Source organism: Cytobacillus sp. Bac17, from assembly GCF_024519925.1.
GTDB classification, from domain to species: domain Bacteria; phylum Bacillota; class Bacilli; order Bacillales; family Cytobacillaceae; genus Cytobacillus; species Cytobacillus pseudoceanisediminis.
The window spans coordinates 100,433-127,158 of record NZ_JALJRC010000010.1 but is presented as its reverse complement, the minus strand read 5'-3'; the positions used below and the strand labels follow the sequence as shown (position 1 = coordinate 127,158).

The following is a 26,726-nucleotide window of genomic DNA, read 5'->3' as shown; positions in this document are numbered from 1 at the left end:
TTTTTATCCTTCCAGCAGCGGAATTCGGGATTTATACTTTTTAACCAGCTCGCGGTTATGCTGTTCTGCTCCGTCTACATTGCCGCTTTTAAAGATAGGCGGTTCATAACCGTTTTTAATCATCACTTCCACTGCTTCCGCCATCAGGCTGTTTACAATTGCAAAGCCAATAATAGATGAAGCGGAGCCAAACCGGATCCCCAAAGCTGAATGCTCCATCATTGCGTCCCCTGGTTCTATATGATTGTCAATTGTTAAATCCACAGATGAATACAGGTATTTTCCGTCTTTGTGCCGGGAGGACTGTGTATTCGCATAACGCGGGGATGTGATCCCAATGACGAATGCTCCACTCTCTTTTGAGATTTCAGCTACATCGACTGGGACTGGATTCCGTCCTGATGTTGATGCTACAATGACCACATCACCAGGCCGGATATCAGCATTTTCCATAAAGCTTCCGGCAAGATCATTTTGTTTTTCCATTAAAGAGGAACGGACCGCTCCTTTATGAAGCATTAAATCCTCTACAAAAATAGGCTTAATCGGGGCCAGCCCACCTGCCCGGTAAAACAGCTCTTCCCCGAGCATATGAGAGTGTCCGCATCCAAATACATGAATAATCCCATTGTTTTGAATACACTCAGCCAATGCACGGGCGGCATTTTTCATTTTTTGACCTTCTTCTTTTTCCACAAGGGTCAATAATTCTTTTACTTCATTCAGATATTTCGCAAGCATTGCTACAACCCCATTTATACCGAGACTTTTGATGCGCTTAGAGCCGCTTCATCGGCAATCACTTTCACGTTTGGATGATTTTTTAAGATGGATGCCGGGAAATGTTCATTAACTCCATTTCCAAGAAGCTTTTGAATGGCATCTGCTTTTGCTTCACCTGAAGCGAGAAGAAGGATCTCCCTGCTCTGCATGATCGTTGAGATTCCCATTGTAATGGCTTGGGTCGGCACCTCTTCGATCGTATGAAAAAACCTGGCATTGGCTTTAATTGTAGAATCTGCTAAATCAACAATATGAGTTTTAGATGAAAAAGACGTTCCAGGCTCATTGAAGCCAATATGTCCATTATTGCCGATTCCCAAAATTTGCAGATCAATGCCGCCATGGTTTTTCAGCTTACTTTCATAATTACGGCATTCTTCTCCCAAATCTTCAGCAGTACCATTAGGGACAAAAGTATTTTCCTTCTGGATGTCCAGATGATTAAACAATACTGAATCCATAAAATAACGGTAGCTTTGCGGATTTTCCCCTGAAAGACCGATATACTCATCCAGATTAAAAGTTGTCACTTTTTTATATGTTGTTTTGTTGCCCTGGTGATCTTCAATCAACCTTTTATAAGTTCCCACAGGAGTGCTTCCGGTTGCCAATCCCAGTGTTGCTTCAGGATGCTGGCGTATCTTCCTGATGATATAATCTGCTGCGGTTTTACTCATTTCTTCATAGCTGTTTACTTTAATAATCTCCATCATGAGTTTCCTCCTTGCTTAAAAAGCTGAATAAGAATATATTTGCACTTTTAAATGCAAAATATAGTAATTAAATAAACCCATTTATAATAAATATCGTATCACCCCAAAGTATAGTTGTCTATACCAATTTCATTGTTAGAAAAGTCTTAACATAAGAACGTAAATCCTGATCTTAAGAATTTTTTATTTTAAAATGGTATAGACAACTATATTTATATTTTGGTATGATTACGACAGTTTAGTAAAACGCTTTCTTATTCATTATTTTTTATTAAGGAGAGATCTATATGTTAGGATTCTTACAAAGAATTGGTAAAGCATTAATGCTTCCGATTGCCGTCCTGCCTGCCGCAGGTCTTTTGCTCCGCTTTGGACAAGATGATTTATTGGGCATTCCGTTTATCGCAAATGCCGGCAATGCCATTTTCGCCAACCTCGCACTTATTTTTGCCATCGGGGTTGCCATGGGATTCGCGAAAGACAGTAATGGAGCAGCTGCCCTTTCAGGCGCCATCGGTTTTCTTGTATTAACAGAAGGAGCAATTGCCATCGATGAAAATATAAATATGGGAGTACTGGGCGGTATTATTGCCGGTATTATTGCTGGATTATTATATAACCGCTTCCATGATATCAAACTTCCGGATTGGCTTGGATTCTTCAGCGGCCGACGCTTCGTTCCGATTATTACTTCCGTAACGATGATTCTGCTGGCTGCCATTGCAGGTTTTGCCTGGCCTCCAATCCAGGGCGCAATCGATTCATTGGGCAACTGGATCATTGGTCTCGGTGCTTTAGGGTCAGGTCTATTTGGATTCTTAAACCGCCTGCTAATTCCATTGGGTCTTCACCACGTATTGAACAGTTTATTCTGGTTCCAGTTCGGCGAATTTGAAGGAGTTAATGGAGATATTGCCCGCTTCTTCGCCGGAGACCCGTCAGCAGGCGCTTACATGACTGGATTCTTCCCTGTTATGATGTTCGGTCTTCCAGCTGCAGCATTTGCAATCATTGCAACAGCTAAGCCTGAAAATAGGAAAGCTGTATCAGGAATGTTCATTGGTCTTGCACTAACTTCATTCCTGACTGGTATTACAGAGCCAATCGAGTTCTCATTTATGTTTATTGCACCGCTTCTATATGGAGTTCACGCCATCTTAACCGGGGTTTCCATGTGGGTTACGTCTCTGTTGGGAATCCGCGATGGTTTCACATTCTCAGCAGGCGCACTCGATTATGCGCTGAACTTTAATATCGCTGAAAAGCCGCTGCTGCTTTTAGGAATTGGCGTCATCTACGCCATTGTTTACTTCGTTATCTTCTATGCCTTAATAAAAGCGTTTAACCTGAAAACGCCTGGCCGTGAAGATGAAACAGATGTAGTTGAAGAAGAAGAGGCACCTGCCAGTCAGGGCAATAATAAGTATGAAGTTATGGCCAGCCATTTTATCAAAGATATTGGCGGAGCTGACAACATCACTTCCATTGATAACTGTGCAACACGCCTCCGCTTAAATATTGCTGATATGGAAAAGGTTAAGGAAAGTGCACTGAAAACACATGGCGCAAAAGGAATCATGAAATTAAGCAAGACAAACCTTCAGATCATTGTTGGTACAGATGTGGAATTTGTAGCAGATGAAATGAAGAAAATTAAGAAGTAATGACTAAAAAACAGTGTCCCTTGCCGGACACTGTTTTTCTTATAGCAGCTTTATATCTGGTGGAAGCTTTGTGGAGCACAGTATTTCCAGCTCTTTTAACCGCATTAAATTATAAGATGACCCCTCCATTAGCAATTGATCTGCGAATGCCGGATGGCACATGACTTCCACTGTTTCCCCGTCTTCCGCCTTTTCTGCCAGCATGCTGAAATAATCTTCCTGAATGCCATCTCCGTAAAAATCGAATAAGCATCTGTTAGAATAACTTTTGACTCCTTCAAGCGGAAAGTCGCCATTGACTCTGAAAGGGAGATCGTATTTATTGGAAAGGCTTTGAATCACTGGGAGAAACTCTTCGCGTGTATGAACGTGATGATGGCTATCCAAATGGGAAGGCACAATACCAGCCTCGATAAAACGGTCAATTTGTGCAGACCATTCAAGCTCGAGCTCAAGTGCGGATATTCCGTCCAAATCTGCCTGTGATCTGAAGTATCCATCTTTAGTCGTTAAAGTTCTTAAATGGGATAATAACGGCTTCCCGCATGTCAGGACTAAATGGACGCCAGTTCGTAAACCCGGGTATTGTCTGGCCATTGCCAGGGCTTGCCCGGTTCCGGGCATGTTCATCATCATGGTGGCGGAATTGACAATTCCAAATAGATGGCTGTGCAAAATTCCATAGTTAACTCCGGGACTATAGCCGAAATCATCAGCATTGACGATGAGCTTAATCATGGTTATTCTCCTCCGGTTACATAGCTGCAAGGCAGCATGAAACGATCTGCTGCCCTGCCAATTTTCACTTTAATTGCGCTGTTCTCTTTTTTTATTGCGCCGATATTTAAGTCGTTTGCGTCTGACCCTTGCTTTTTTGCGCTCTCGGGATCTGATTGCGACTTGATTTGCTTTAATTGCGCTATTCTCTTTTTTTATTGCGCCGATATTTAAGTCGTTTGCGTCTGACCCTTGCTTTTTTGCGCTCTCGGAATCTGATTGCGTCTTGATTTGCTTTAATTGCGCTGTTCTCTTTTTTTATTTCGCCGATATTTAAGTCGTTTGCGTCTGACCCTTGCTTTTTTGCGCTCTCGGGGCCTGATTGCGTCTTGATTTGCTTTAATTGCGCTGTTCAGTTTCTTTATTGCGCCGATATTTATGTCATTTGCGTCTGACCCTTGCATTTTTGCGCTCTCTGGACCTGATTGCGTCTAATTTATTGAAATTGCGGCAAATAGGTACGATGGGCTTCGAGCATTTCATCCAGTATCTTTTTAGCTATCCTGTCGGAACCAACCAGCGGATTGATTGTCAGCGCTAGAAGAGCAGTATTGTAATCACCAGTCAGGGCGGCTTCTATGGTCACCCTTTCAAAGGATTTAATTGATTGAACCAGTCCCCTTACTGAAACTGGGAGTTCTCCGACCGCTAACGGCTTTGGCCCGTCTTTCGTTATCATGCAGCTGACCTCAACAGCTGATTCAGACGGAATGCCTGCAATGGCGCCATTATTTCGGGTGTTAACCGGCTGTATATCCCTTTTATCAGTATAGATGGAATGAATCAGCCTGCATGCTGCATCACTGTAGTAAGCCCCTCCCCTTTTTTCCAGCTGCGGCGGCTTTTCAGCAAGATCTGGATTCTGATATAACAGGAAGAGCTCTTCCTCCAGCTTTTTAACCACTTCAGCCCGAGTTCCGCCTTCTGATGCTGCCTTTACTTCTTCTTCCACCATTTCACGTGTTTTATAGTAATAATTGTGGTAAGGACAAGGAAGCACATTCAATGCCTGCAAAAATTCCGGTTCCCATCCCATCGCATGGATGTTTTTCATCGTGATCGATTGTTCTTTGTCCGTAAGCTTTTTCAGCAGATCTTCCTTGACGCTCACTCCATCGACATAGACGTCAAGACCGTATACAAGGTGGTTGAGACCCGCAAAGTCAATTCTTACTCTGCTGTGATCCACATTCATTAATTGGGCTGCCCCCATCTCCATCCCAATGGGTACATTGCATAAACCAACCACTTTTTTGATTTTGCTGTATCGCAGGACTGCTTCTGTGATCATTCCTGCCGGATTGGTAAAATTGATAAGCCATGCGTTTGGGCACAATTCTTCTATTTCACGGCAGATCTCCATAATGACTGGAATGGTTCTGAGTGCCTTAAAAAATCCTCCCGGGCCATTGGTTTCCTGGCCCAGCACTCCATATTTCAGCGGAATTCTCTCGTCCTTTGCTCTTGCATCCAATAGCCCGACACGGAATTGGGTTGTAACAAAATCGGCATTCAGCAGTGCTTTTTTTCTATCTAAAGTAAGCTCAATCTGTATGGGAACCCCTGCTTTTTCAACCATCCGCTTCGCTAATTGCCCGACAATCTCGAGCTTTTTTCTTCCTTCCTCCACATCCACAAGCCAAATTTCCCTGACAGGCAATTCCTGATGTCTTTTGATAAAGCCTTCAATCAATTCAGGTGTATAGCTTGAACCTCCGCCTATTACGGCTATTTTTATACTATCTGGTTGCTGTGCCATTCGTTTACCTCTCTTAGTCAAGTTTCTTGTATAAGTCGATAAATTCCTGTGCCATGTCTTTAATAGTCAGTGCATTCATCAAATGATCCTGTGCATGGACAAGAATTATCGGCAGATCGAATTGAGCTCCGGAAGCCTCCCCCTGAATTAACTCAGTTTGATGTCTGTGTGCCAGCACAAACTCCTCCTCGGCTTCCCGGATTTTTGCTTCCGCTGCTTCGAACTTTCCGGCCTTTGCTTTCTGGATGGATTCCATTGCCAGACTTCTGGCATTCCCGCTGTGCAAAATAAGCTGAAATGATATTTGATAAAGCTTTTCTTTATCCATTCATTAACCCGCCTAACCTTGAATTGTTGGTGTTTGTTCTGGCTGCACCTGCTTCAGTTTCTTTTCATCCATTTTCCCTGTTACATATACGAATGGAAGATAAATGACAATGGAAATCGCTAAATTCACAAGTGCCAGTACTGCACCGGAGATATGTCCTCCTGTAGCAAGATAGCCGCCAATACCTGCAGGCGTCACCCAGGGAATGCTTGCCACAACGACCGGATAAACAAGCCCCCATTTAATCGCCAGATACGCGACTACAGTCATAATGACAGGTGCCGAAATAAACGGTATTAGCCAGATTGGATTTAACACGATCGGAAGGCCAAATAATAATGGCTCATTGATTTGGAAGATTCCAGGCGGTGTTCCCAATGCCAGCATTTGCTTGTGCCTCTTTCTTCCTGCAATAAACATGGCAATGATAAGGCCAAGCGTTGCTCCAGACCCGCCGAGATAAACGAAGGCATCCAGGAATGGACCTGCCAGAATTGCATATTTATCAAGATCTGCCACACCCTGAGCATATAAATCTGTATTTTTGGTCCCGAGAGATGTGAATAAAGGCGTTGTTACACCTCCAAGAATATTAGGCCCATGAAGGCCAACCGCCCAGAAGCCATGAACCAAAAAGACAATAAGTATCGCAAATGGCAGGGAATCAGCTGCATTTGTCAAAGGTGCGACAAGGGTTGCATTTAGCCAGTCATTTAAGAATTCCCCATTTGTCATTTTTCTGAACAGAAGGCCTGCCACTCCAAATATGAAAATCGTCAGCATGCCCGGCACCAATTTGGCAAATGCTCCTGCAACGGCAGGAGGTACTCCATCCGGGAGTCTGATAATAAAGGCTTTTACCCTACTCAGACGTATAAATACTTCTGTTGCAAGAAGGGCCACCACAATCCCTGTAAATAAAGCCGTAGCATTAAAGTATCCATAGCCAATGAACCCCCAGACACCTTCTGTATCCGGCACCTGGCCTACCTGAGGGACTAAGAGGAAGAAGCAGGCTGCGGCAACCAGCATCGCCTCGAATCCATCATCCCCATAGGATTTGGCAAGCCTGTGGGATATGCCAAAAACGGCGAATATGGTCAAGAAAGCAAACGTGCCCCACCAAATATCTCCGCCCAGTGTTTTCCAGGATTCGCCGAAAATGCTTTCCATGAGTCTTCCATATGGCTTAATGATTTCCCCTAAATTATTAAACAGAACAGCAAATGATCCTACCATCGTGATGGCAATCATCCCGATCAAGGCATCCCGGATAGCAAGCAAATGCCTGTTATTGCCGAATTTCATAGCATAAGGCATGATATATTTCTCAATAAACGTCATCATCACTATTCACCCTTTATTAATGACATAGCTTGCTTCAATACTTCCTCTCCATTGCATAAGCCATAATGCATGGGGTTTATGGGAGCTACAGGGATCCTGCCGCCTGCCTCTTTCTTCAATTGCTCGGTCATAAACCGGATCTGCGGTCCCAGCAGCAGTACATCTGCCGAATCAATATGATTTCTAACCTCCCCGTTGCCGACAGCCCAAATTTTACAGTCGATTCCCTGGCTTTCAGCGCTTGCCTGCATTTTAGTCACTAGAAGACTAGTAGACATTCCTGCCGAACAGCATAACAAAATATTCATCATTGACCCCCTTTTCTGTGTAAGCGATTTCAAAATAATAGAATGATTGCTTATTCTAATAGTACCATCAATAAAACAGATTATTCAGTTAATTCAATCGAAAAATATTCCTTTTTTGAAGTCACTCACCCCCCTTCAATATCCTATGCTTGAAATTAATTGTAATGACAAATGATTAATTTTTCAATACATTTTTAAAATTTGTTATTACAAATTAATTTGGAATTGATATGACAATATGTTTTATGGAATAATAGAAAGAAGAACAGAGTAGGAGGAACGGGGATGAAAGACGGTTTCACCGAGGATAGTGCCCTGCACTTGAAGGTTAAAGAAAGTATTCTTGAACTTATTCGAAATGGAGCATTCAAACCGGATACAAAATTGCCGACAGAAGCGGAGTTTTGTGAAAAATATGGGGTCAGCCGGACGACCATTAGAACAGCACTCCAGCAGCTGAGCACAGAAGGCCATATTTATCGCCAGCAAGGCAGAGGCACATTTGTATCAAGCAATAAAGTTAAACAGCGGCTGACTTCTACAGTCGAAAACTTTTCAAAGCAAATGGCGATGCAGGGAAAAAACCCGCTTATAAAAGTAATAAACCTTGAAGTCATCCCTGCCGATCCCTTCTTAGCAGATGTCTTTGAGCTGTCAGAAGGCGATCCCGTTAATGTACTCGAACGGATCAGATATGCGGATGACGAGCCGCTTCAATATGAAAAAGCCTTTCTGCCATGGAAAAAGACCCCCAGCTTGAACCGGCAGGCCTGTGAAAAATCCTTATACAATTTGCTGCAGACTCAATACAACCTGAAAATCAAAAAGACAATCGAGCATTTAGAAATTTCACTTCCGGAAGAGGAAATTAGTAACCTGTTAAAAATCAAACCTGAAACACCGTGTTTCGCTCTTGAAACATATGCCCATATTGAAGACGGAAGCTTAATCGAGTATTCCAAAACGATGTTCCGCGGGGACTATGCTCATTTTATTATTGAACGGAATTATGAATAATAGTTTGGCGGAGGATACTGTAAATACCGGAATACACTTGTTGCTGCCGAATGCGCAGCTGATTTAGAAACCGGGATCTGCGATTTGGATTTTGCTGTCTGAATGCGTAGCTGGTTCGGACAGCGTGATCTGGACTTTGGCCTTTGCTGTCCGAATGCCTGCCTTGTTCGGACACCATCACCTGCGATTTGGCCTTTGCTGTCCGAATGTGTGCCTGATTCGGACGAGCAAGCAGCCGTTAGTCTTTTTGCTGTCCGATTAGATATAGGTCCTCATTTTTTTAAATTGATAGATGAATAATGGATTCACTTAGCATAATGCCCCATGCCACTTTATTGCCTTCATCTCAATTTTCCGCACCAGTGCTTCCTTCCCCTTTATGTATGCCTCAATGTTAAAGGGGTACTGTTTCGCTAACTCCATTTTTAAAGCTCCATATTGTTTTGCTTCTTCGCCGTTTAATCTTAAATAATCACGAAATGCAAGATGCCGGGTGATATCAGGATTCCCTTTTTCGTAGATATGGACATGATGGGTCCGCTGATTGCCCCCTTTCTCGAAATACCGCCGGCCAGGCAGTCCGTTTTCTCCGCGTGGTTCATACCCAAGAGAAATCATTTCAGTATTAAGGCGATCAACCTTCTCAATATCATTTACGATTGGCATTATATCAATGACCGGCTTTGCTGCCAGACCTGGAATGGACGTGCTGCCTATATGATGAATGTCTAGAATCTCTGTTTTAAAAATCTTCTTGAGGAGTGCTGCCTCGTTTTTAAATAAGGTTGGCCAATCGGGATTATATGGAGTAACTGCCACTATCCTTGTCATGATCTCCTCCTAATTTGAAAAGTTCTATTTTAGCCTCATTAAGCAGGCCCATAAAAAATCTTCTCCAAATAGATTACTAGGCTGCAGAATCTTTTTCATTTTTCTAATCTCCATGAAATGAAAGTCATTGTGAAAGATCGCTTTCAAGCGTTCTTCCGTATACCCGATGCCTCCCTTTAAGCTGCCGCTGCGATATACCTCCCAGTCCGGAGTAGGAAGCGCGCCATCAGTATTAAAGCAAACAAGTCCGAACTTTCCGCCCGGCTTCAGTGCAGCTTTGATTATTTCCAAATATGTCAGCCTTCTATGCGGGGGAAGATGATGAAACATGCCGCTGTCATAAATAAGATCATAGGTGTGAGGTTCAAAATGGAAGTCAAAAAAAGATACACATTTAAAATTTATATCGGCTTGTGCTTCCTTTGCTCTTTCAGCGGCCCATTTGATCGCCTTTTTGGAAAAATCAATGGCATCCACTTGGGCTCCATTCTTCGCCAGAAAAATGGCATTCCTCCCTGGACCGCAGCCAATCTCAAGGATTTTTCCAGGCCTCAATCCATTTTGAACATACTCATATAGGTTTTCATCCGGCCCCTTCGCTATGAAAAATGGAACCTCTTTGTCCCGGTCTTCATAAAATTTTTCCCAGAAGGCTGTTGGTTCTCTTAACAATCCATCCAGCATTTCCAGTAAATCGTCGATATGTAAAATCGCTTTATCCATGGCAATGACCCCCTTTCCTTTATTTTACTAAAACCCTCATATTCAAGGATTACAGCTCCGTTAAAAATAGATTATTTATGCAAAAATGAGCTGCTGTCCCTTCATTATTTTTCCAAATAGCGATCCTGTAAGGGGGTATTTTTAAAACAAAAAGTCTAATAAGTACTTAAGTCTTATTACATTTGAAAACGCCCGGAAACGCTCACTATGCACATTTGGCGATCTTCACCCTTTCCTATTTCGTCATTTTTGTAATATTTATGAAATACTTTCTTCTCAAAACCTGTCCTTCATTTAGAGCAGCTTACATATAATGACTGACAAGAAGGTATAGGAGGTACATGATGTTTATTTTTCTTGATAAGGCGATTCTTGGGATGGCGATTCTGCGGCTTATTTCTGGAAGTATTGAAATTTTTGTTGCACTATTGATTATAAAAATGAATGATATCGAAAAAGCACTGGTTGTGAATAGTTCACTTGCCCTGATTGGACCGCCTGTGCTTCTCTTGACGACAGTGATCGGATTAACTGGAATGGCAGATAAAGTTTCACTAAGCAAGATATTATGGGTGCTTTGCGGAGTCGGCTGCATTCTTTATGGGGTAAAAGGCAACTAATCCAATAAAAAAAGAGCTGTACGGACAGCTCTACTTCTGATGTTTCAGCAATTCGGAAACCGTAGTCATATGGTAACCCTGCTCTTTTAATGAAGAAATAATTTTCTTAACAGATTTCAAAGACTCTTCCCGGCTCTCATACATGACATGAAGAAGAATGATGGAGCCTGGTTCTATATTCTCAGCCACATGCTCAGTGATTTTATTTGCATCCCCTTCTATTTCCGGATGACTTTCAGGCTCAACGTTCCATAAGATCGTCTTACGCTCATGTTTAGATAAGTAGTAAGGCAGAAAAAACAGTTTTTTTCCGTATGGAGGCCGAAAATGAATTTCTCCTTCATAGCCTGTCTGCCTGATTAAATCATCTGTTTTCTCAATTTCATCTTTAATAAAAGAGGGAGATTTTAGAACCATCCGTGTATGAGAATATGAATGATTGCCAATTTCATGCCCTTCTCCCGCAATCCTTTTGGCATCGTCCATATGTTGCTCAATCTCTTGCCCTGTTAGGTAAAAAGTGGCTTTAATGTCTTCTTCCCGCAGAATATCCAATATTTCCTCCGTGTTGACGCCTGGTCCATCATCAAATGTTAATGCTGCCACTTTTTCCTCTGTTTCTGCTTTATTTACAAGGCCTCCGAAAAACTGAAAGTTCCTTGACTTGGAAATTTCAAACAGCAAAAAGCAAATCCCCAAGATCAGAATGATAGAAATGCTGATTTTTAGCAGTTTTTTCATAATTCCTCCTGACAGCTATAGTTTCAGGGTAATTATAATTTCTATATAATAAAAAAACCAGCCCCCGATTGGAAACTGGTTTGATAATATAAGTATGGAGCCGCTCTTGCCGTAACTGTTATAAGAAAGTTTTAAACCACCACTCCTCAAAGTGGGTGTCCGCAGAAACATTCCTGCATGTCCTCCTTGTCATATAGACAGAGGCTTGTCATTCCTGTTCCGATGTTAAACTCCCTATTTCAGCTTAAAGGTTAAAACTTTAGTATGATTACGTACAATGCAGCTTGTTTTATTATAATAAAATAATTAAGTGATGATTTCAATAGAAATGTTTTCCTGCTCTTTAAAACCCCAGCTAACACTCCCCTATACAAAAATAATGGTTTTTTACAATCGAAACCTCTGGAAATATCGTATAATGCAGGTTAAACAACTTAACAATAAAGGAAGACTATAGGTTGTGTAAAAGGGGGATTAACAATTGGGAAGAAAATTCGAAAGAAATCTATTGCGTTTGTTATTTATATTTGGAATTATGTCTTTCTTTAATTTGATTAGAAAACCCCCAATGAAGGAATGGCTTATCATATTCTTTTTAAAAAGCTATATTGCCACCTTTTTAGATAATCTGTTAGTGCGTAAAGGCTATCTAAAATACCCGGTAAATCTGTTTAAAACTTTTGATGTCAGCGTGCTATTCAGCTATATAATATTCCCGATAACGTGTGTTTATTTTAATCAGCTAACCATGAAGAATAGAGTTAAGGGGATTTTGTTAAAGTCCCTGATCTTCAGTGCTCCTTCCGCAATGGCTGAACATTTTCTTGAAAAATATACACAGCTTATCAGATATAAGAAATCATGGAATTCCTATTATAGCTTTGTAACCATTATGGCAACTTTTTTAATGACACGAGGAATAATGGGTTTAATTCGTAAATCTTCGGAAAACCAATAAACACTAGCTCCAAAAAAGTAATCGGGAACTGTGTTTATATTTTATCTATGAAGACTTCTTTTCTTCCCCAAAGCCGGGTGGTGAAGCCTTCCTTGCAAGAACACCTCCATCATAAAACTTGCCGAACTGTCTTAAGATATCTTTCACTTCAGCAACGGAAGGGATTGTCTCATTTGCAGAGTATGTAAGATAGTAGTTTTTAGTGTTTTTCCGATGGATGATCCATGTGAAAAATTTCATCGCAAAAGCATGTGTATTGCGATTTCGAAATTTAGGCATCAGCTTTCCGTCCCAAACCGTCATTGTCTGCCCGTTTCCCTTCCATTTCTTTAGTTCTCCATTTAGTTCCGCATAAATAAGACCAGGCGCTTTTCTCATCTGATTCATTACCAATAATGTCAGCACCTGATTAATAAACAGTTGAATGAGATTTAGTCCTTTCCCTCTTGTCAGGGAGATAAATGCCTGTTCTGGCAGCACTTCCGGCTTATCGCCCCAGACCAGCGTATTCGATCCGTCCATTTCCTTTAGCGGTGTCCATTTTTTTTGCTCCATTACCTTCCCTCCTGATTTGGTAAAAAATACCCAGATAAATAAGTATTCTCCAAAAGGAAGAATATTCCTTCAAAAAAAACGGAGGCTAAAGGAGGCCTCCAATTGGGTTATCGATAATTGAGATCGGTTATTTCAAGAAACTGAACAGTGGCTTGATCCCTGTCAATCCGGGCTTTGAGTTCCAAATGATCAAGCTGGTAGGTTAACTCTTCACACTTTGCTGATTCGTAACAAGTTACAGTTTTTGTCTTGTCAGAATCACCGTACATTTTTACTACTTCGTCCTTGGTAAAGGGAAGCGCAGGAAACATACGCGGGCTTAAATATTCTGGATATACAGCTAGACTGCCTATTGTACCATCTTTCTTATTTAAGGTTACCCTTAGCCCGGCCCCATCACTCTGATAGTAAAGGCTTTTAATATTGAGCTGGGTTTCAGTCTTTTTTGGCATGCCCATTCTGGATACTATCTCAGCAAAAGCATCTCCTGGTTTTAAGCCAAAAATATGAAGTTCTTCTTTCGAAAGAATAAAGGCATCTTTAATTCCTGCCTTTTTGACTGCCTCCAGTTGCTTCACAGCATTCTTTTTGTCTTTAAATGCACCAGCCTGCACACGGTAATAGGTTTTGCCATCAATGACAGCGGTGCCAATTGCGGCAGGGATCTCTTTTTTCTTTAGTAGTGCTGCCCGCTTTTCCGCATTCTTTTTTTTGCTGAAAGAACCGGCAATAATCTTATGATATCCAGCTTCCTCTCCGGATAGAATGAGACGCTGTCCCGGATAGATTGTTGTACCTTCTAAATCATTCAGATCCGAAATTTGTGCCACACTCATATGATGCTTTTTAGCCAGGGAATATAGTGTGTCCCCTTTTTTCACGACAGCTATTTCTTTATCTCCGCTGTGGTCCGCAAATACTGCTCCCCCTGTAAAAATAACTGCCAGAGAAATGACTCCTGCTGCAATTGCCTGTTTGATTTTCTTCATTATTTTCACCTCACTATATATGACGAAGTGAAATAATGGATGTCGCAGGATGACGAGCCTATTTTGGAAAATGGGCAGCATTAGTGGTTAGAGATTAACTGCATTTTTTCATCGTTATCATTGGGATTAACTACCGTTTTTTCTAAGGCAGCCTCCTTTCGGCTTTATTCATTCGGATTAACTACCATTTTCCCTATGGCCGATCGATTTTAGGCGTTACTCGCTCGGATTAACTACCATTTTTCCTATGGCAGCTCTCTTTTCGGCTTCATTCATTAGGATTAACTACCATTTTTCCAATGGTAGCTCCCTTTTCGTCGTTATTCATTAGGATTAAGTACCGTTTTTCTATGGCAGCTCTCTTTTCGTAGTTATTCACCCGGATTAACTACCATTTTTCCTGATGCCTCTCTTTTTTCGGTGTTATTCATTCGGATTAACTACCATTTTTCCTATTGTAGCTCCCTTTCGTCGTTATTCATTCGGTTTAACTACCGTTTTTCTATGGCAGCTCCCTTTTCGTCGTTATTCATTCGGATTAACTACCGTTTTTCTATGGCAGCTCTCTTTTCGTCGTTATTCACCCGGATTAACTACCATTTTTCCTGATGCCTCTCTTTTTTGGTCGTTATTCATCTGGATTAACTACCATTTACTCAAGGTAACTCTCTTTTCGTCGTTATTAATTAAGATTAACTACCATTTTTCCTAAGACAGCTCCCTTTTCGGCTTTATTCACTCGGATTAACTACCATTTTTCCTGATGCCTCCCATTTTTGGTCGTTATTCACCCGGATTAACTACCATTTACTCAAGGTAACTCTCTTTTCGTTGTTATTCATTCAGATTAACTACCATTTTTCCTAAGGCACTTCCCCTTTCGCCTTTATTCACTCGGTTTAACTGCCATTTTCATTAAGATATTCAATTTGGCCCTCAATCCCCATCTCCTCTTAAAATCACCTCTTCACACAAAGAAGAGAGATGGCCCTAAGCCATCTCTCTCCCCTTTATGCTGGTGCATCTATTTCATCTTCAGCAATGTGTTTTTCGTTATATTCCACATCTTTGCGTGCATTGTAGCGGTCTGCTTTTTCAAGGGTAACCGTGATGTTATAGTCAGGGATACCTGCGAATTTTTCGTAGCGGCCTCTTGGCAATAGGAAGTTTCCTTCCGGGAAGTGGACTTCGACGTTGCCGCGGGCGATGTCGACGAATTTGGCTCTTCCCTGGAATACACCGAATCCATTGTATAGGACAATCCCTTCACCCTCTGCAATGCTTAAGTCCTTTCCATCTTCTGCGTTCATTAATACATCATATCGTCCGGCTCCATTCAGCGGGTCCACCTCTTTATAGACCATGGAATTAAACTGCTTCCCGCGGCGTGACGTAACAATGAATTGCCCTTCCTTCTTTCCAAGGTCTGGAATATCCACAGTAATAAGTGTGCCTTTTCCATCCGGTGTAGGGCAGATGCCGTCCTCGCATAACCATGCTCCGCCCCACTGGAAGACATCTCCTGCTTTTTTCAGATGCTGGATGCCATCATAACTAGGGTTAGCCACAGCAATTTCATCACGGATTTGCTGTGCATTTTTAAATTCAACGAGATGAGCAGTTTCAGGCTTTACACGTTTGGCAAGATCAATGTAGATCTTCCACTCCTCGCGTGCCTCTTCAATTTTATTTTTATTCCCTTCAATTTCCGGACTGAAATACACCATGCGTTCCGTTGAAGTGGACGTACCGCCGCCCTCCTGCTCGTACCTGGTTTTAGCAGGAAGCACGATGACCGCTTCTTTCGCATCAACCAGTGTAGACGTATTTAAAATAATATCCTGGTGAACACGGATATCCAGTTCAGATAGAGCTTTTTCAATAAAATCAGGATCTGGCATAGTCTCAAGGAAGTTGCCGCCTGAAAGATAGTAAAGCTTGATTTTCCGTTCATGGTCTTCTGGAAGCAGGATATTCTCCAGTGTCACCCCGACAATATCACCCTGCCATTTCTCAAGCTCGAATCCCCAAAGATTTTGAATGCGGGTAAAATTGTCTCCGTAAAAGTCACCGCCAGGCAATACGAATGGATCTGCCCCCATTTCACCGCTTCCCTGCACAGATGAATGTCCGCGGAATGGCATAAGCCCATTATGCTTTCGGCCCAGATGACCGCGAAGCAGCGCAAGATTGGCAACCTGTGAGATGTTATCAGTCGCAAAGGAATGCATGGTCAGTCCAAGAGCCCAGGCATAGACGGCATTTTTGCTGTTCGCAAGCAGTTCAGCAAGCTCGATGATACGCTCTTTGCTTACACCAGAAGATTTAATAATCTCTTCCCATGACTGCTCTTTTACTTTCTTTTTCAAATCTTCATATCCATTTACATGCTCGTTCACAAACTTATGATTGATGGCAGAACCGCGCTCCGCTTTCTCCATTTCAAACCAGTGTTTCATAATCCCGTGCATAAAGGCAATATCTCCGCCGATATTTACCTGATAAAAATCATCTGCAATTTTTGTGCCGAACAAAGCAGATTCAGGATTTGACGGAATCCAGTATTTGTCCATTGCCGGCTCTCTGTATGGATTGACGACGATAATTTTTGTGCCGTTCTTCTTCGCTTCAAGCATATATTTGGATGATACAGGCGAGCTGTTTGATGCCACACTGCCCCAGAATAACAGGACATCCGTTCCGATCCAGTCAAGATAGTTGGCTGTGGAAGCTCCTACTCCAATGGAACGCTTTAAAGCGGTTTTAGAAGGCGAATGGCAAATGCGGCTCGCATTATCGATGTGATTCGTTCCAAGGAAGCGGGCAACTTTGCCGGCCACATAATAAGATTCATTCGTAATTCCCCGGCTAGTCAGGTAGAACGCATACTGTTTAGGATCGAGCACCTTCATTTTTTCAGCAATCATGTTCATGGCATCATCCCAAGTAATCCGGGAGAATGTGCGCTCTCCTTTTCTGCGGATCATTGGATAAGGAATGCGGCCCAATTTACGAAGCTCGGTGCTGTCATATTTGCGCAGCTCATCGATATCGGCATGCAGAATTTCCGGTTTGATTGCTCCGGCAGTATTCAAACGAAGGACATTTAACCTTGTTGTACATACGTGCGGCCCCTTAAGTGTCTGGTCATAAAGACCGGAAACGCCAAGGGCACATCCGTCACACACACCTTTCGTTAAAATATTTGCGGCATACCCAATATTATCTTTGTTTTCCCATAGGATTTTTGCTGTATCCCTCATATGTTTCGGCTTTATTTTACCAAGACCAAATGGAATTGGGCTCACCCAATGCTTCGGATCCGGCATTGCCTTTTTATTCTGAGGTCCTGGATGTTTTGTTTTTCCCACCTGAAACACTCCCTTGATTTTTTCTATTTAATAGAGATCCTGAATCTCTTAATTTCCAATGTTCAAATAGCATTTATTATTGTATATGGGTAAATGGAATAAATTTGCCCTTTTTTCATAAAAAACCACCGCAAAAAGCCTCTAATTAATAGTTGCTGATTTCTGCGGCGGTTAGTCTTTAGCAGGTTCGCTGCCAAGTGCCATACCAATGGAAAAGCGGAAGCGGGGCTGAATGCTTTTCCATGCTGTTTTTATTAAATTTAACCTGCCATACGCTCACTTGCTTCATTTTGCTTGCGCAATTTTTTAATATCAAAACGGATCAGGATTGACACAATGAGTGCAATCACAAAAAGTCCTGCAAAGCTAGTTAGACTTGAAGCATAGCTTCCTGTTGAGTCCTTCATCCACGCTGCGAACATTGGACCTGCAAGTCCTGCGGCAGCCCATGCTGTAAGAATGTAGCCGTGAATGGCGCCAAGCTGCTTTGTTCCGAAAACGTCACCGATAAATGCCGGGATGGATGAGAATCCGCCGCCATACATGGTGTACACAATGGCCAGCATAATCTGGAAAAGAATGGCTTCTTTTGTTATCGGCAGCAGCAGGAATAGGGCAATCTGTGATACAAAGAAAATCGTATACGTGTTTGGGCGACCGATATAATCAGAAATGGATGCCCATGCCAGACGGCCAAGTCCATTAAAGATGCCGAGTACGCCGACAAGCGTGGCTGCTTCTGCCGTTGTCAGGCCTATGCTTTCCTGTGCCAGCGGCTTTGCAGCTGACAGAATCGCAATTCCGCAAGTTACATTAATGAATAGCATGATCCATAAATAATAAAACCGGGATGTCTTTACTGCTTCATTCGCCGTTAACTGTGCCAAATCCTGTTTGATTTTGATTTTTCCGGCTGCAGCTTTTTCTTTCATGCCTTCAGGTGCCCAATCGGCAGGCGGTCTTTCTAAATATAAAGATGATAATGTCATGATGATTAAGTAAGCTGCACCTAAAATAAAGAACGTGTTAGCTGTCCCAACAGATTTAATCAGTCCATCCATGACCGGGCTCGCTACCGCTGCAGCGAAGCCAAATCCCATGATGGCAAGGCCGGTTGCGAATCCGCGGCGGTCCGGGAACCATTTTACCAGTGTAGAGACCGGTGCAATATAGCCGACTCCCAAACCAATACCCCCAAGAACACCGTAGGTTATGTACAAAAATGGCAATGATCCCATATTTACTGCCAAACCGGCACCAAGCATGCCGGCTCCAAAGAATCCTGCTGCCAGAAGGCCAGCCTTTTTGGGACCATGCTTTTCAACAAAGTGGCCAAGGAATGCGGCTGACAACCCCAAAAATAGAATCGCCAAACTGAAGGTCAGCTGTACCTCCTTTGATGTCCAGCCAAACTGCTCAATCAATGGATTGGTAAAGTTGCTCCAAGCGTAAACCGAACCGATTGAGATATGAATCCCTACGGCCGAGGCGGCAATCAGCCACCGATTTTTTGTCTTTTTCACTCTTTTTCCCCCTCATAATGCTCGTATCCTGCTTTTTAAAGCGGTTACAGGATTGTTTCTTGAAATAAAAAAACCGTCAATCTCTCCCGCATTCCCGAATTTGGGTATGCGGAAGCAGGATTGACGGTTAGTATCAAGCAGGATTCGCTGCCTAAAGGACCAACTGTTAATCAAAATGGAATCTGATGACATTTTAACCGACGACAGGTTCGCTATCTCAAATCAAAATGTGACAGATTTTTGAACTATTAAAAATCATATCACTTTGAAATAACATGTTCAAGCCCTTTTTAGCAATTTTTCACTATGGCAGTGTTGGTTATTATACAAAATAACTCCGGAAACGATTCCCGGAGTTCTTTCTATTTATCTCCCTTTTTTTACATCATGCAGCAGATCCGGATGGTTTGTGAACATGCCGGTTACTCCCCAATTAATCAGCTGCTTCATTCTTTCCTTGTCGTTGACAGTATACGGGTGCAGTTCAAGGCCGCTGTTCACAACCTTTTGCACATATTCCTCATTTAGATACGTATGATTAGGACCGATGCCCATTGCATACTGCTTGATTTCCTTAATCTCTGCCTCGGTAATTTCTGCGTTTGCTTTATAAGAGATTAATTGAACCAGCTTAATGGAGGGATCCAATTCATTCATCACTTTAAGACTTTGAGAGCTAAAAGATTGGACAAGCAGTTTCTCTTTATTAATCTTATACTTATCAACCAGTCGAAGCAGTTCTTTTTCCATGCCAGGATAAACATCCGGTGATTTTGTTTCAATGTAGTAGCTGTTGTTTTTTCCAAATTTCTTGAAAACCTCTTCAAGTGTCGGCACCTTTAAGCCTTCGTATTCCGCTTTTGATGCATACGGGTACTTTTCGTTGAACCAGCTGCCTGCATCAAGCTGCTTTATTTCGTTTAAAGTGTAATCCTTTACGGACCCTGTACCATTAGTCGTCCGGTCAAGCGTCACATCATGCATCGCAATGAGATGACCATCCTTTGTCATCTGCAAATCAATTTCAATATAATCCCCATGCAATTTCTCGCCCATGTCATATGAAGCGATGGTATGCTCAGGTGCATAAGCAGAAGCCCCGCGATGTGAAACATTTACAATGTCCTTATGTATATCTTTTGCCAATGCCGCACCTCCTCCAAACGCATTTAGCCCAATAACTGCTGCACCAATAACAGAAATCATTCTCTTCTTCAAAGTCTCCGTCCCCTATCTATAATGGTTTACATATTAAGAATAGGGACGAAATATTAACCCTGTGATAATTCGATGTAAAATCTGGAAGAATAATAGATTACAGGAATATTAATACAAGCATTTCGGAATAGGTCTCTTTCACTAGAAAATCCATATTGTAGAAACTTGTAATCTTTTTATAAGTTTTGTCGAATCTGTTTATTTGCGGTTTAATTTGTCGATAATAGAATATAGTATTTCATCCCCTGATTAGGAGCCGAATCAATGACCACACCTTCGACTGCTATAAAAAAACTTCATCATGACATCGATGCCCTGCGTAAAAAGATGATTTCTGTTGGAAAAAGAAAGGGATTGTCACACCCTGAAACGCTCATGTACTCAGAGGAGCTCGATAAGCTCATTTATAAAGTGCAGCGAAGCAAATTCATCCATTAGAACATCCCCGGTTATTACCTCAAAAGTAATAAATATTCCATAAAACGCACACTCTTATAAAAAGGGTGTGTTTGTTTTATGATTGAGCGCTTAATCGTAGAAAAACATCCTTTCACTTAAGCATTTTTATTGAGAAAAGCTAAAAATATAGCCATAATGATAGGATAACAACTATTAGGAATTGGAGATCTTATGAAGAAAAAATTCATGATTTTATTAGGAATCGTCCTTCTTGTTCTGACAGCCTGCGGTAAAGATCAGGCACAGGAAGCGATCACCTTAAAGGACCAGACCGGTAATGAAGTTACCTTCCCGCAGGACAAGCCAAGTGTTTTCTTCTTTATCACTACATACACCTGAGGACTCTGTCAGCAGCAACTGGTCGAGTTGCATCAGAATATGGATAAATTAGAAGGCTTGGACGTCAACGTGTACATCGTAAGCAATGATCAGCCTGAGCAGCAGCTTGAGCTGTATAATGCTCTTGAAGAAAAAATGGGACACAGCCTCCCATTTGTGTCAGACCCTGAAATGCAGCTCATTGAAAGGGCTGATATGAAAAATGGCGAATCAGCCTATAGAGGCTACGCTTTAATGGATACAAAAGGCAATATTGTGTTCAACAAGGTCAATGACCATTGGGGAGAAGAAATCGATAAAACCGCAGAAGATATTAAGAAAGAATATGAGGGGCTTTCCAAATAAAGACGAAAAAAAACACGCTTGAGAGCGTGTTTATGAATCCCTGTCTCTATTTGTGAACTGGAGCATGGCGATAACAAACATACCGAAACTGATCATCAAAGACAACACTTCAAAGGTACCCATTTATACATCGCCTCCTTATCTTCAGCCTTCCCGGAACCAAACTTGTCCTATACTCAGGATAAGTGCCCATTTGAAAATCCGTCCAAAAGGCCTAAAAAGAGCCAGCCGCATTGCAAAATTGCATGTGACTGGCTCTTTTTTTGTGAAAAGCCGCTATTTTCTTATGCTTGCCTCGAAAAATGCCCTATCTTAATGCGCGTTTTTATCTGATTTATTTGTGAAAAGCTTGAATTTACATATGCTTTCCAAATTTATGTGCGGTTAAGTGATTTTTACTTGCGGATAGAAAAATTTATTTGCGGATAAGCGATTTTTACTTGCGGATAGAAAAATTTATGTACGTTTAGCTCTTATACCGACCTTTCCTTTCTGGATGTCAACGGAATCCGGACATGTTTTCTTCTAATTGAATCAACACTTAAATATAATTCAATGATCAATAACATTAAAATGATCCAAACGCCTGTATTCAATATTACTGCCTGTACCGGGGTTTCTATGAAAAAGGTAAACGTAAAGAACATCGCAAAAGTGAAGATTCGGCTCCACTGTGTCACATCGTATGTGAAGATGCCTTCCTTCAAGCCATATATTAGACTGCGGCAAATCGCCCTTGCTATTTCAATAATCTCCACCACAATGAAAACCAGGAAAACGGCAAGCCAAAACCAAGCAGCCGCCTGTTGGGTTACAAGGCCGGATTTGAACATGGCGAGCCCGCTGATGGACAGGGCACCGTGAAAAATACAATTGGTATTATTCCAATCTTTCGCAATGTTCCAGCCGCGTATGGCATAACGTTTAAGAATAAACCACGCACTAATGAAATAAAAAAGCAGCCCTAAAAAAATAAGAGCGGCATTCAGAAATCCAGGTACATCTGCAAAGACAGTATTGAAAAGGAGAACAAGAGATTGTGTGCTGACCGCCGTCAGCAGCAAAACTCCATGCGTCTGCTGACCAATAGATGTATCCTTGAGCTCTTTGAAGCCTATTAAACTAATCCAAATATAAATAATCCATAATCCCGCATTCAGAATGGCCAGCGCCTGGACTTCTGCACCTGCTCCAAATTGCTTGCAGAACATGATTCCGCAAATCGACGTGCCGGCCACCCAGGTTCCAATGCCGAAACGGTTAATTGGATTAATGTAATGCAGCTTCTTAAACTCTCCTTTATAAATGGTCATGCCGATCGAAACTAAGATGGCCATCCATAAGGCTATATCTGCTATGCTGATAATCTTGCCGATGCTCCCCAAAAAGAAGGACAAACCGAAGAAATTCAGTAAAACACCCTGTGTCACAATGCCAAACGCCATCACAGCCGCCATTGCAGCAGTATTAATATTTATTTTTTTACGAATGATAACGAAAACAGCCCCTATAAACAAAAGGCCCAGCAAAATGAAATAAAACACTATAATCACCGTTAGAATGGATTTTATTTTAATTATAACATCCTATGCATGCGCTGCGGATAATAAAAAAACAGCACATTTTCATGCACTGTCAGGTCCCGCTCCACCATTTAAATTAAAACGATGTTTCCGTTTTGATCATCTTCTGCATGTATCGAATCCCCTTCATAGGGGAGTTCTATCTCAATCTTGGTGCCTTCCCCAACTTTACTTTCGACTATTAAGCGGCCATTATGGTTTTCGATAATTTTGTAGCAAATCATCAGTCCCAGCCCTGTTCCTTTTTCCTTTGTCGTATAAAAAGGTTCCCCCAGACTTGAAATCCGGTCTTCTGATATGCCAACACCCTGATCGATGAATTGAATGGAAATAGTGTTGCCAGACTTTTTAAACACTTTAATGTTTAACTCTCCTCCGCCTGGCATTGCTTCAATGGCATTCTTAATAATGTTGAGGAATACTTGTTTCAGCTGGTTCTTTTCACAATGAATCATTGGGGCGTGAAGATTATTTTCTGCTGCTATTTCGACATTGTTTAATACGGATTGGGTGCTGCTCAAAAGAATCACTTCGTTGATTAATTTAGTAAGGTCCTGCTTTTCGAAAATGTCTGCAGTCGGCTTTGCAAGCACTAAAAATTCGCCGACGATTCCATTTATGCGGTCCAATTCTGAAAGTACAATGTCAAAGTATTCATCTTTCTGGCTATTTGACTTGAAGAGCTGAACAAACCCTTTGATCGAAGTAAGAGGGTTACGGATTTCATGAGCGATTCCAGCTGCCATTTGGCCAAGAAGTGCCAGCTTTTCTGATTTCTGCAGGAGCTTTTCCTGTTCCTCTTTTTTATCAGAAATATCAGTTCCAATTGAGAGTATGGCCTCTTTCCCTTCAAATTCAACATAAAGTGATGAAACTTCAAAAAATCTAGTGGTTCCATCAAAACGTTTTATTTTATATTCTATATTGTTTAAAAGCTGCTTCTCTGACTTAATGTACTGATAACGCTCCTGCAAACGTCCCATATAGTCCAACTCGATAAAGTCAAGCAGCGCCCTGCCAATTAATGCACCTTTATCTGATGACGACAATTCGGCAACTGCAGTCGAGTTTGCATACAAAATTTCAAAGTCCTTATGTATGAGCACGGAAACCGGCAGTGATTCCAGAAGCAATTTGTGGCTCTTCTCGCTGGCCCGCGCTTTTTCTGCGTAGTACCTGCTTTTGTCAAACTGCCAGCCGACAAACCAGGCAATACAGGTAAATAGAATAAAATCAAAAGTAAAAAACGTTTCCTGCGAGAAAATGGTTTGATATGAGGTAAATAAAACCGAAATAAGCACAAGTGAAATTTGACCTGTCCGTTTACTCATATATTCCTCTTTTTTGTGTTTTTTCTATTATTTTAGCATCAATTGTGAGGTTAACGATATCATTTTCAAAAAAATTTATCTATTAAATTCTATAAAAAAACCCGCCCGGGGGCCCGAGCAGGTTAAAATCAGGCTATTTTTTCTTTGGTGCAAGCTCTACTGCCTGACGCATGGCTTCCATTAAGCTTTTCTCGTCAGCTATGCCTTTTCCGGCAATATCGAAGGCTGTACCATGATCAACGCTTGTACGAATGATGGGAAGGCCGACGGTGATATTAACCCCGGCATCCAGCCCTAATACTTTAACTGGCCCATGACCCTGATCATGATACATGGCTACGACAATGTCAAAATCGCCGCGGACAGCTCTGAAAAATAATGTGTCAGCCGGCAGCGGCCCTACAGCATTAATCCCCTCTGCCTGTGCTTTTTCCACTCCAGGAATGACTTTTTCTTCCTCTTCGCCATACCCGAATAATCCATTTTCGCCTGCATGAGGATTGATTCCGCAAACAGCAATTTTAGGTGATTCAATGCCTGCTTTTTTCAATGTGTCATGGGCTAGCTTCAGCACGTGGTACACTCTTTCAGGATTGATCATTTTAACTGCATCAATAATTCCGACATGTGTTGTCACATGAATAACCCTTAAGTTTGGTGCAGATAGCATCATGGAATAATCTTTTGTATCGGTCAAATCCGCTAAAATTTCTGTATGGCCTGGATACATATGGCCGCCCTTTTGCAAGGCTTCCTTGTTTAAAGGTGCAGTGCAGATCGCATCAATTCGATTTTCTTTTGCCATTTCGATCGCTTTAGCCAAATATTGAAATGCTGCGTCTCCAGCTTCAGGAGATACCTGGCCAATGGGAAGGTCTTCCGGCAACAGGTCCAAATCAAGGCAATGTACTACTCCATGCTTATAAGGGATCTCGCTTATCTGCTCTGCCGTTACTGTTTCAATAATAAGCCCGCTGTCAACAAATGATTTGGCCCGTTCTAAAATTTTTCTATCACCAATGACAAGCGGGTTGCTTATTTCATACATTTCAGCCTCTGCCAGGCTTTTTAAAATAATTTCCGGCCCTACACCCGCTGCATCCCCCATTGTAATGCCTACTACTGGTTTAGTTTGACTCATTGCACTCAACCTTTCTTGTCATATAATGTATTGCGTTAGCCAGAGATTGCTCATTTCCGAATCCCCCTGCTTTTGTAACAGCCCAATAGCTTCTTTCTTTGCTGCGCAATCGGCCAAAAGGGAGACCCGGTTCTATTTCTGTATGGAGCTCCATTTCCTGAATACCCAATTCTGAACAAGCAGCTTTTGCAATGTCTCCGCCTGTTAAAATCAAGCCGTCGAGTTCCGGGAACTTATTTACAAGTCTGTTTGCAATTTGCCCTAGTCCCATGGCAATCCTTTCACCAATCTGCTTTCCTGATAATCCTATTGCTTCTCCCGCTATACGGGCTGCATCCCGGTTCTGATCTGAAGAATCCACATAAACAACAAAATGGCTATTATCCTGGTTTTGTCCAATTTCTTCAATGACTTCTTCAAGATCCACTGTCTGATTAACCAATTGGACAGGATTGATTTCTGCAAAATAAGATTGATCAAGTTCTCTAATCCGGGTAAGCTGTTTTTTTGTAACCTGTGACAGACTCCCTGAAACTGTGAGTGTTTTCCTGATGTTATTCTCCTCATGATCATTTTCATGATGAGATCTAAGCTTTAGAGCATCGGGTAAATATTCAACTAGAGCACCAGAGCCAGTCCAAATCGTTTTTTTCTGAACGCTTGTGAAACTCTCGGCAATTACCTGCAGATCCTCTTCCCTTTCACTGTCGCAAACAATCCAGGTTTTCCCCGCCGCAACAGCTCTTTCAATGAATTCAAGAATATCTGCTTTCTCTCCCCGGATCAATTCCAGATCAAGCAATGCAATATCTTTTCCTGCATTCTTATTTAACATGCGAGGAAGAAAGCTTTCCGTTACAGGTGTCTTTGGATCCCTTCCAAACTCTGTTTCTGTAATCAGTTTACCATTTACATAATGATGTCCAGATACCGTTGTACGATTCATTTTTGGAAAAGCAGGGGCAATAACAATGATTTCCGGGCGATATACCTCTTCAAGCGCTGCCAGTTCAGCTGCTATATTTCCTCTTAAAGTTGAATCTACTTTTTTATAGACATGAGCATAGCCTTTTTCAAAAAGAAGAGAAGCAGCTTTTTCCACTGCTTCATATGCTTCTTCTTGTGTTTTTGCACGGCTATCAGTATCAACAATTAAGACATCAGGGTCAGATTGAATGTTTTTCCCGGTATAATCCATCATAACAGTGGCAGTCAGCCCTTTTTTCGCCAGCTGCACTCCTGAATCATTAGCACCAGTCAAATCATCCGCAATAATGCCAAATTTTTCAAACACAAGAACCAC

The 26,726-nt window shown here is 41.8% G+C and carries 28 protein-coding genes and 1 other RNA gene; 8 read left to right on the top strand and 21 right to left on the bottom strand.

All coding sequences use genetic code 11. The annotated features are described in order from the left end of the window. Positions 1-3: 3 nt before the first annotated feature. The gene (locus NR125_RS14195) at positions 4-741 is read right to left on the bottom strand and encodes an SIS domain-containing protein (protein ID WP_009334329.1); all 738 of its coding nucleotides are present in this window, start codon (positions 739-741) and stop codon (positions 4-6) included. A gap of 14 nt (positions 742-755) precedes the next feature. Further along, positions 756-1,493, bottom strand: a complete 738-nt coding sequence (nagB, locus tag NR125_RS14190; protein WP_026041826.1) for a glucosamine-6-phosphate deaminase — start codon at positions 1,491-1,493, stop codon at positions 756-758. Between the two features lie 290 nt (positions 1,494-1,783). On the opposite strand from nagB, the gene nagE reads away from it, so the two are divergent. After that, on the top strand, positions 1,784-3,160 hold the full coding sequence (nagE, locus tag NR125_RS14185; RefSeq protein ID WP_256815521.1) for an N-acetylglucosamine-specific PTS transporter subunit IIBC: 1,377 nt from the start codon (positions 1,784-1,786) through the stop codon (positions 3,158-3,160). A 39-nt stretch (positions 3,161-3,199) separates the two neighbouring features. Here nagE and chbG read toward each other — a convergent pair whose 3' ends face one another. The 5 genes from chbG to NR125_RS14160 all read right to left on the bottom strand — a co-directional run bounded on the left by chbG (position 3,200) and on the right by NR125_RS14160 (position 7,679). Next, entirely contained in the window at positions 3,200-3,898 is a 699-nt protein-coding gene (gene chbG / locus NR125_RS14180) for a chitin disaccharide deacetylase (protein WP_009334326.1), read from the bottom strand. A gap of 475 nt (positions 3,899-4,373) precedes the next feature. After that, positions 4,374-5,696 carry a 6-phospho-beta-glucosidase gene (locus NR125_RS14175; protein ID WP_256815519.1) on the bottom strand — a complete coding sequence of 441 codons (1,323 nt, stop codon included), beginning with the start codon at positions 5,694-5,696 and terminating at the stop codon, positions 4,374-4,376. Between the two features lie 13 nt (positions 5,697-5,709). After that, the gene (locus NR125_RS14170) at positions 5,710-6,024 is read right to left on the bottom strand and encodes a PTS sugar transporter subunit IIA (RefSeq protein ID WP_009334324.1); all 315 of its coding nucleotides are present in this window, start codon (positions 6,022-6,024) and stop codon (positions 5,710-5,712) included. Between the two features lie 12 nt (positions 6,025-6,036). Then, positions 6,037-7,371, bottom strand: a complete 1,335-nt coding sequence (locus NR125_RS14165) for a PTS sugar transporter subunit IIC (RefSeq protein WP_019381346.1) — start codon at positions 7,369-7,371, stop codon at positions 6,037-6,039. Between the two features lie 2 nt (positions 7,372-7,373). Continuing rightward, positions 7,374-7,679: a PTS sugar transporter subunit IIB gene (locus NR125_RS14160; protein WP_009334322.1), complete on the bottom strand. Its 306-nt coding sequence runs from the start codon at positions 7,677-7,679 to the stop codon at positions 7,374-7,376. Positions 7,680-7,964: 285 nt separating this feature from the next. Between NR125_RS14160 and NR125_RS14155 the strand changes: the two genes are divergently transcribed. Then, complete coding sequence (locus tag NR125_RS14155; RefSeq protein ID WP_019381345.1) at positions 7,965-8,696, top strand: GntR family transcriptional regulator; 732 nt, start codon at positions 7,965-7,967, stop codon at positions 8,694-8,696. A 102-nt stretch (positions 8,697-8,798) separates the two neighbouring features. Further along, positions 8,799-8,996 carry a hypothetical protein gene (locus NR125_RS14150; protein ID WP_162272004.1) on the top strand — a complete coding sequence of 66 codons (198 nt, stop codon included), beginning with the start codon at positions 8,799-8,801 and terminating at the stop codon, positions 8,994-8,996. A 9-nt stretch (positions 8,997-9,005) separates the two neighbouring features. On the opposite strand, the gene NR125_RS14145 is transcribed toward NR125_RS14150, so the two are convergent. Beyond that, positions 9,006-9,527, bottom strand: coding sequence for a GrpB family protein (locus NR125_RS14145; protein ID WP_009334320.1), 522 nt, complete (start codon positions 9,525-9,527; stop codon positions 9,006-9,008). 24 nt (positions 9,528-9,551) lie between these two features. Continuing rightward, on the bottom strand, positions 9,552-10,250 hold the full coding sequence (locus tag NR125_RS14140) for a class I SAM-dependent methyltransferase (RefSeq protein WP_019381344.1): 699 nt from the start codon (positions 10,248-10,250) through the stop codon (positions 9,552-9,554). Positions 10,251-10,594: 344 nt separating this feature from the next. Between NR125_RS14140 and NR125_RS14135 the strand changes: the two genes are divergently transcribed. Next, a complete protein-coding gene (locus NR125_RS14135; protein ID WP_009334318.1) occupies positions 10,595-10,870 on the top strand; it encodes a YqhV family protein in 276 nt (91 codons plus the stop codon). 30 nt (positions 10,871-10,900) lie between these two features. On the opposite strand, the gene NR125_RS14130 is transcribed toward NR125_RS14135, so the two are convergent. After that, complete coding sequence (locus NR125_RS14130) at positions 10,901-11,611, bottom strand: polysaccharide deacetylase family protein (protein ID WP_019381343.1); 711 nt, start codon at positions 11,609-11,611, stop codon at positions 10,901-10,903. A 93-nt stretch (positions 11,612-11,704) separates the two neighbouring features. Beyond that, positions 11,705-11,900: non-coding RNA, 6S RNA (ssrS, locus tag NR125_RS14125), on the bottom strand. A 192-nt stretch (positions 11,901-12,092) separates the two neighbouring features. Here ssrS and NR125_RS14120 point away from each other — a divergent pair. Then, positions 12,093-12,569, top strand: coding sequence for a CBO0543 family protein (locus tag NR125_RS14120; RefSeq protein ID WP_256815518.1), 477 nt, complete (start codon positions 12,093-12,095; stop codon positions 12,567-12,569). Between the two features lie 45 nt (positions 12,570-12,614). On the opposite strand, the gene NR125_RS14115 is transcribed toward NR125_RS14120, so the two are convergent. The 5 genes from NR125_RS14115 to NR125_RS14095 all read right to left on the bottom strand — a co-directional run bounded on the left by NR125_RS14115 (position 12,615) and on the right by NR125_RS14095 (position 20,213). After that, positions 12,615-13,124 carry a hypothetical protein gene (locus tag NR125_RS14115; protein WP_019381340.1) on the bottom strand — a complete coding sequence of 170 codons (510 nt, stop codon included), beginning with the start codon at positions 13,122-13,124 and terminating at the stop codon, positions 12,615-12,617. A 107-nt stretch (positions 13,125-13,231) separates the two neighbouring features. Next, positions 13,232-14,113, bottom strand: coding sequence for a LysM peptidoglycan-binding domain-containing protein (locus NR125_RS14110; RefSeq protein ID WP_009334314.1), 882 nt, complete (start codon positions 14,111-14,113; stop codon positions 13,232-13,234). 1,010 nt (positions 14,114-15,123) lie between these two features. Then, positions 15,124-17,484: an FdhF/YdeP family oxidoreductase gene (locus NR125_RS14105; RefSeq protein ID WP_009334313.1), complete on the bottom strand. Its 2,361-nt coding sequence runs from the start codon at positions 17,482-17,484 to the stop codon at positions 15,124-15,126. Positions 17,485-17,744: 260 nt separating this feature from the next. After that, on the bottom strand, positions 17,745-19,007 hold the full coding sequence (locus tag NR125_RS14100; protein ID WP_009334312.1) for an L-lactate MFS transporter: 1,263 nt from the start codon (positions 19,005-19,007) through the stop codon (positions 17,745-17,747). 366 nt (positions 19,008-19,373) lie between these two features. After that, complete coding sequence (locus NR125_RS14095; RefSeq protein WP_372675461.1) at positions 19,374-20,213, bottom strand: glycerophosphodiester phosphodiesterase; 840 nt, start codon at positions 20,211-20,213, stop codon at positions 19,374-19,376. 276 nt (positions 20,214-20,489) lie between these two features. Here NR125_RS14095 and NR125_RS14090 point away from each other — a divergent pair, with 276 nt between their 5' ends. The 3 genes from NR125_RS14090 to NR125_RS14080 all read left to right on the top strand — a co-directional run bounded on the left by NR125_RS14090 (position 20,490) and on the right by NR125_RS14080 (position 21,368). Then, positions 20,490-20,663, top strand: a complete 174-nt coding sequence (locus NR125_RS14090; RefSeq protein ID WP_009334310.1) for an aspartyl-phosphate phosphatase Spo0E family protein — start codon at positions 20,490-20,492, stop codon at positions 20,661-20,663. 192 nt (positions 20,664-20,855) lie between these two features. Beyond that, on the top strand, positions 20,856-21,023 hold the full coding sequence (locus NR125_RS14085; RefSeq protein WP_009334309.1) for a hypothetical protein: 168 nt from the start codon (positions 20,856-20,858) through the stop codon (positions 21,021-21,023). Between the two features lie 18 nt (positions 21,024-21,041). Then, positions 21,042-21,368 carry a redoxin domain-containing protein gene (locus tag NR125_RS14080; protein ID WP_226280775.1) on the top strand — a complete coding sequence of 109 codons (327 nt, stop codon included), beginning with the start codon at positions 21,042-21,044 and terminating at the stop codon, positions 21,366-21,368. Positions 21,369-21,398: 30 nt separating this feature from the next. On the opposite strand, the gene NR125_RS29920 is transcribed toward NR125_RS14080, so the two are convergent. The 5 genes from NR125_RS29920 to NR125_RS14060 all read right to left on the bottom strand — a co-directional run bounded on the left by NR125_RS29920 (position 21,399) and on the right by NR125_RS14060 (position 26,717). Continuing rightward, positions 21,399-21,491, bottom strand: a complete 93-nt coding sequence (locus NR125_RS29920) for a putative holin-like toxin (protein ID WP_019381338.1) — start codon at positions 21,489-21,491, stop codon at positions 21,399-21,401. 350 nt (positions 21,492-21,841) lie between these two features. Beyond that, on the bottom strand, positions 21,842-22,921 hold the full coding sequence (locus NR125_RS14075; protein WP_159346875.1) for a TDT family transporter: 1,080 nt from the start codon (positions 22,919-22,921) through the stop codon (positions 21,842-21,844). 101 nt (positions 22,922-23,022) lie between these two features. After that, a complete protein-coding gene (locus NR125_RS14070) occupies positions 23,023-24,282 on the bottom strand; it encodes an ATP-binding protein (RefSeq protein ID WP_256815517.1) in 1,260 nt (419 codons plus the stop codon). Between the two features lie 133 nt (positions 24,283-24,415). Then, the gene (pdxA, locus tag NR125_RS14065; RefSeq protein ID WP_192908663.1) at positions 24,416-25,423 is read right to left on the bottom strand and encodes a 4-hydroxythreonine-4-phosphate dehydrogenase PdxA; all 1,008 of its coding nucleotides are present in this window, start codon (positions 25,421-25,423) and stop codon (positions 24,416-24,418) included. After that, on the bottom strand, positions 25,410-26,717 hold the full coding sequence (locus tag NR125_RS14060; RefSeq protein ID WP_217024528.1) for a four-carbon acid sugar kinase family protein: 1,308 nt from the start codon (positions 26,715-26,717) through the stop codon (positions 25,410-25,412). The genes pdxA and NR125_RS14060 overlap by 14 nt, the downstream gene beginning before the upstream one ends. Positions 26,718-26,726: the final 9 nt, after the last annotated feature.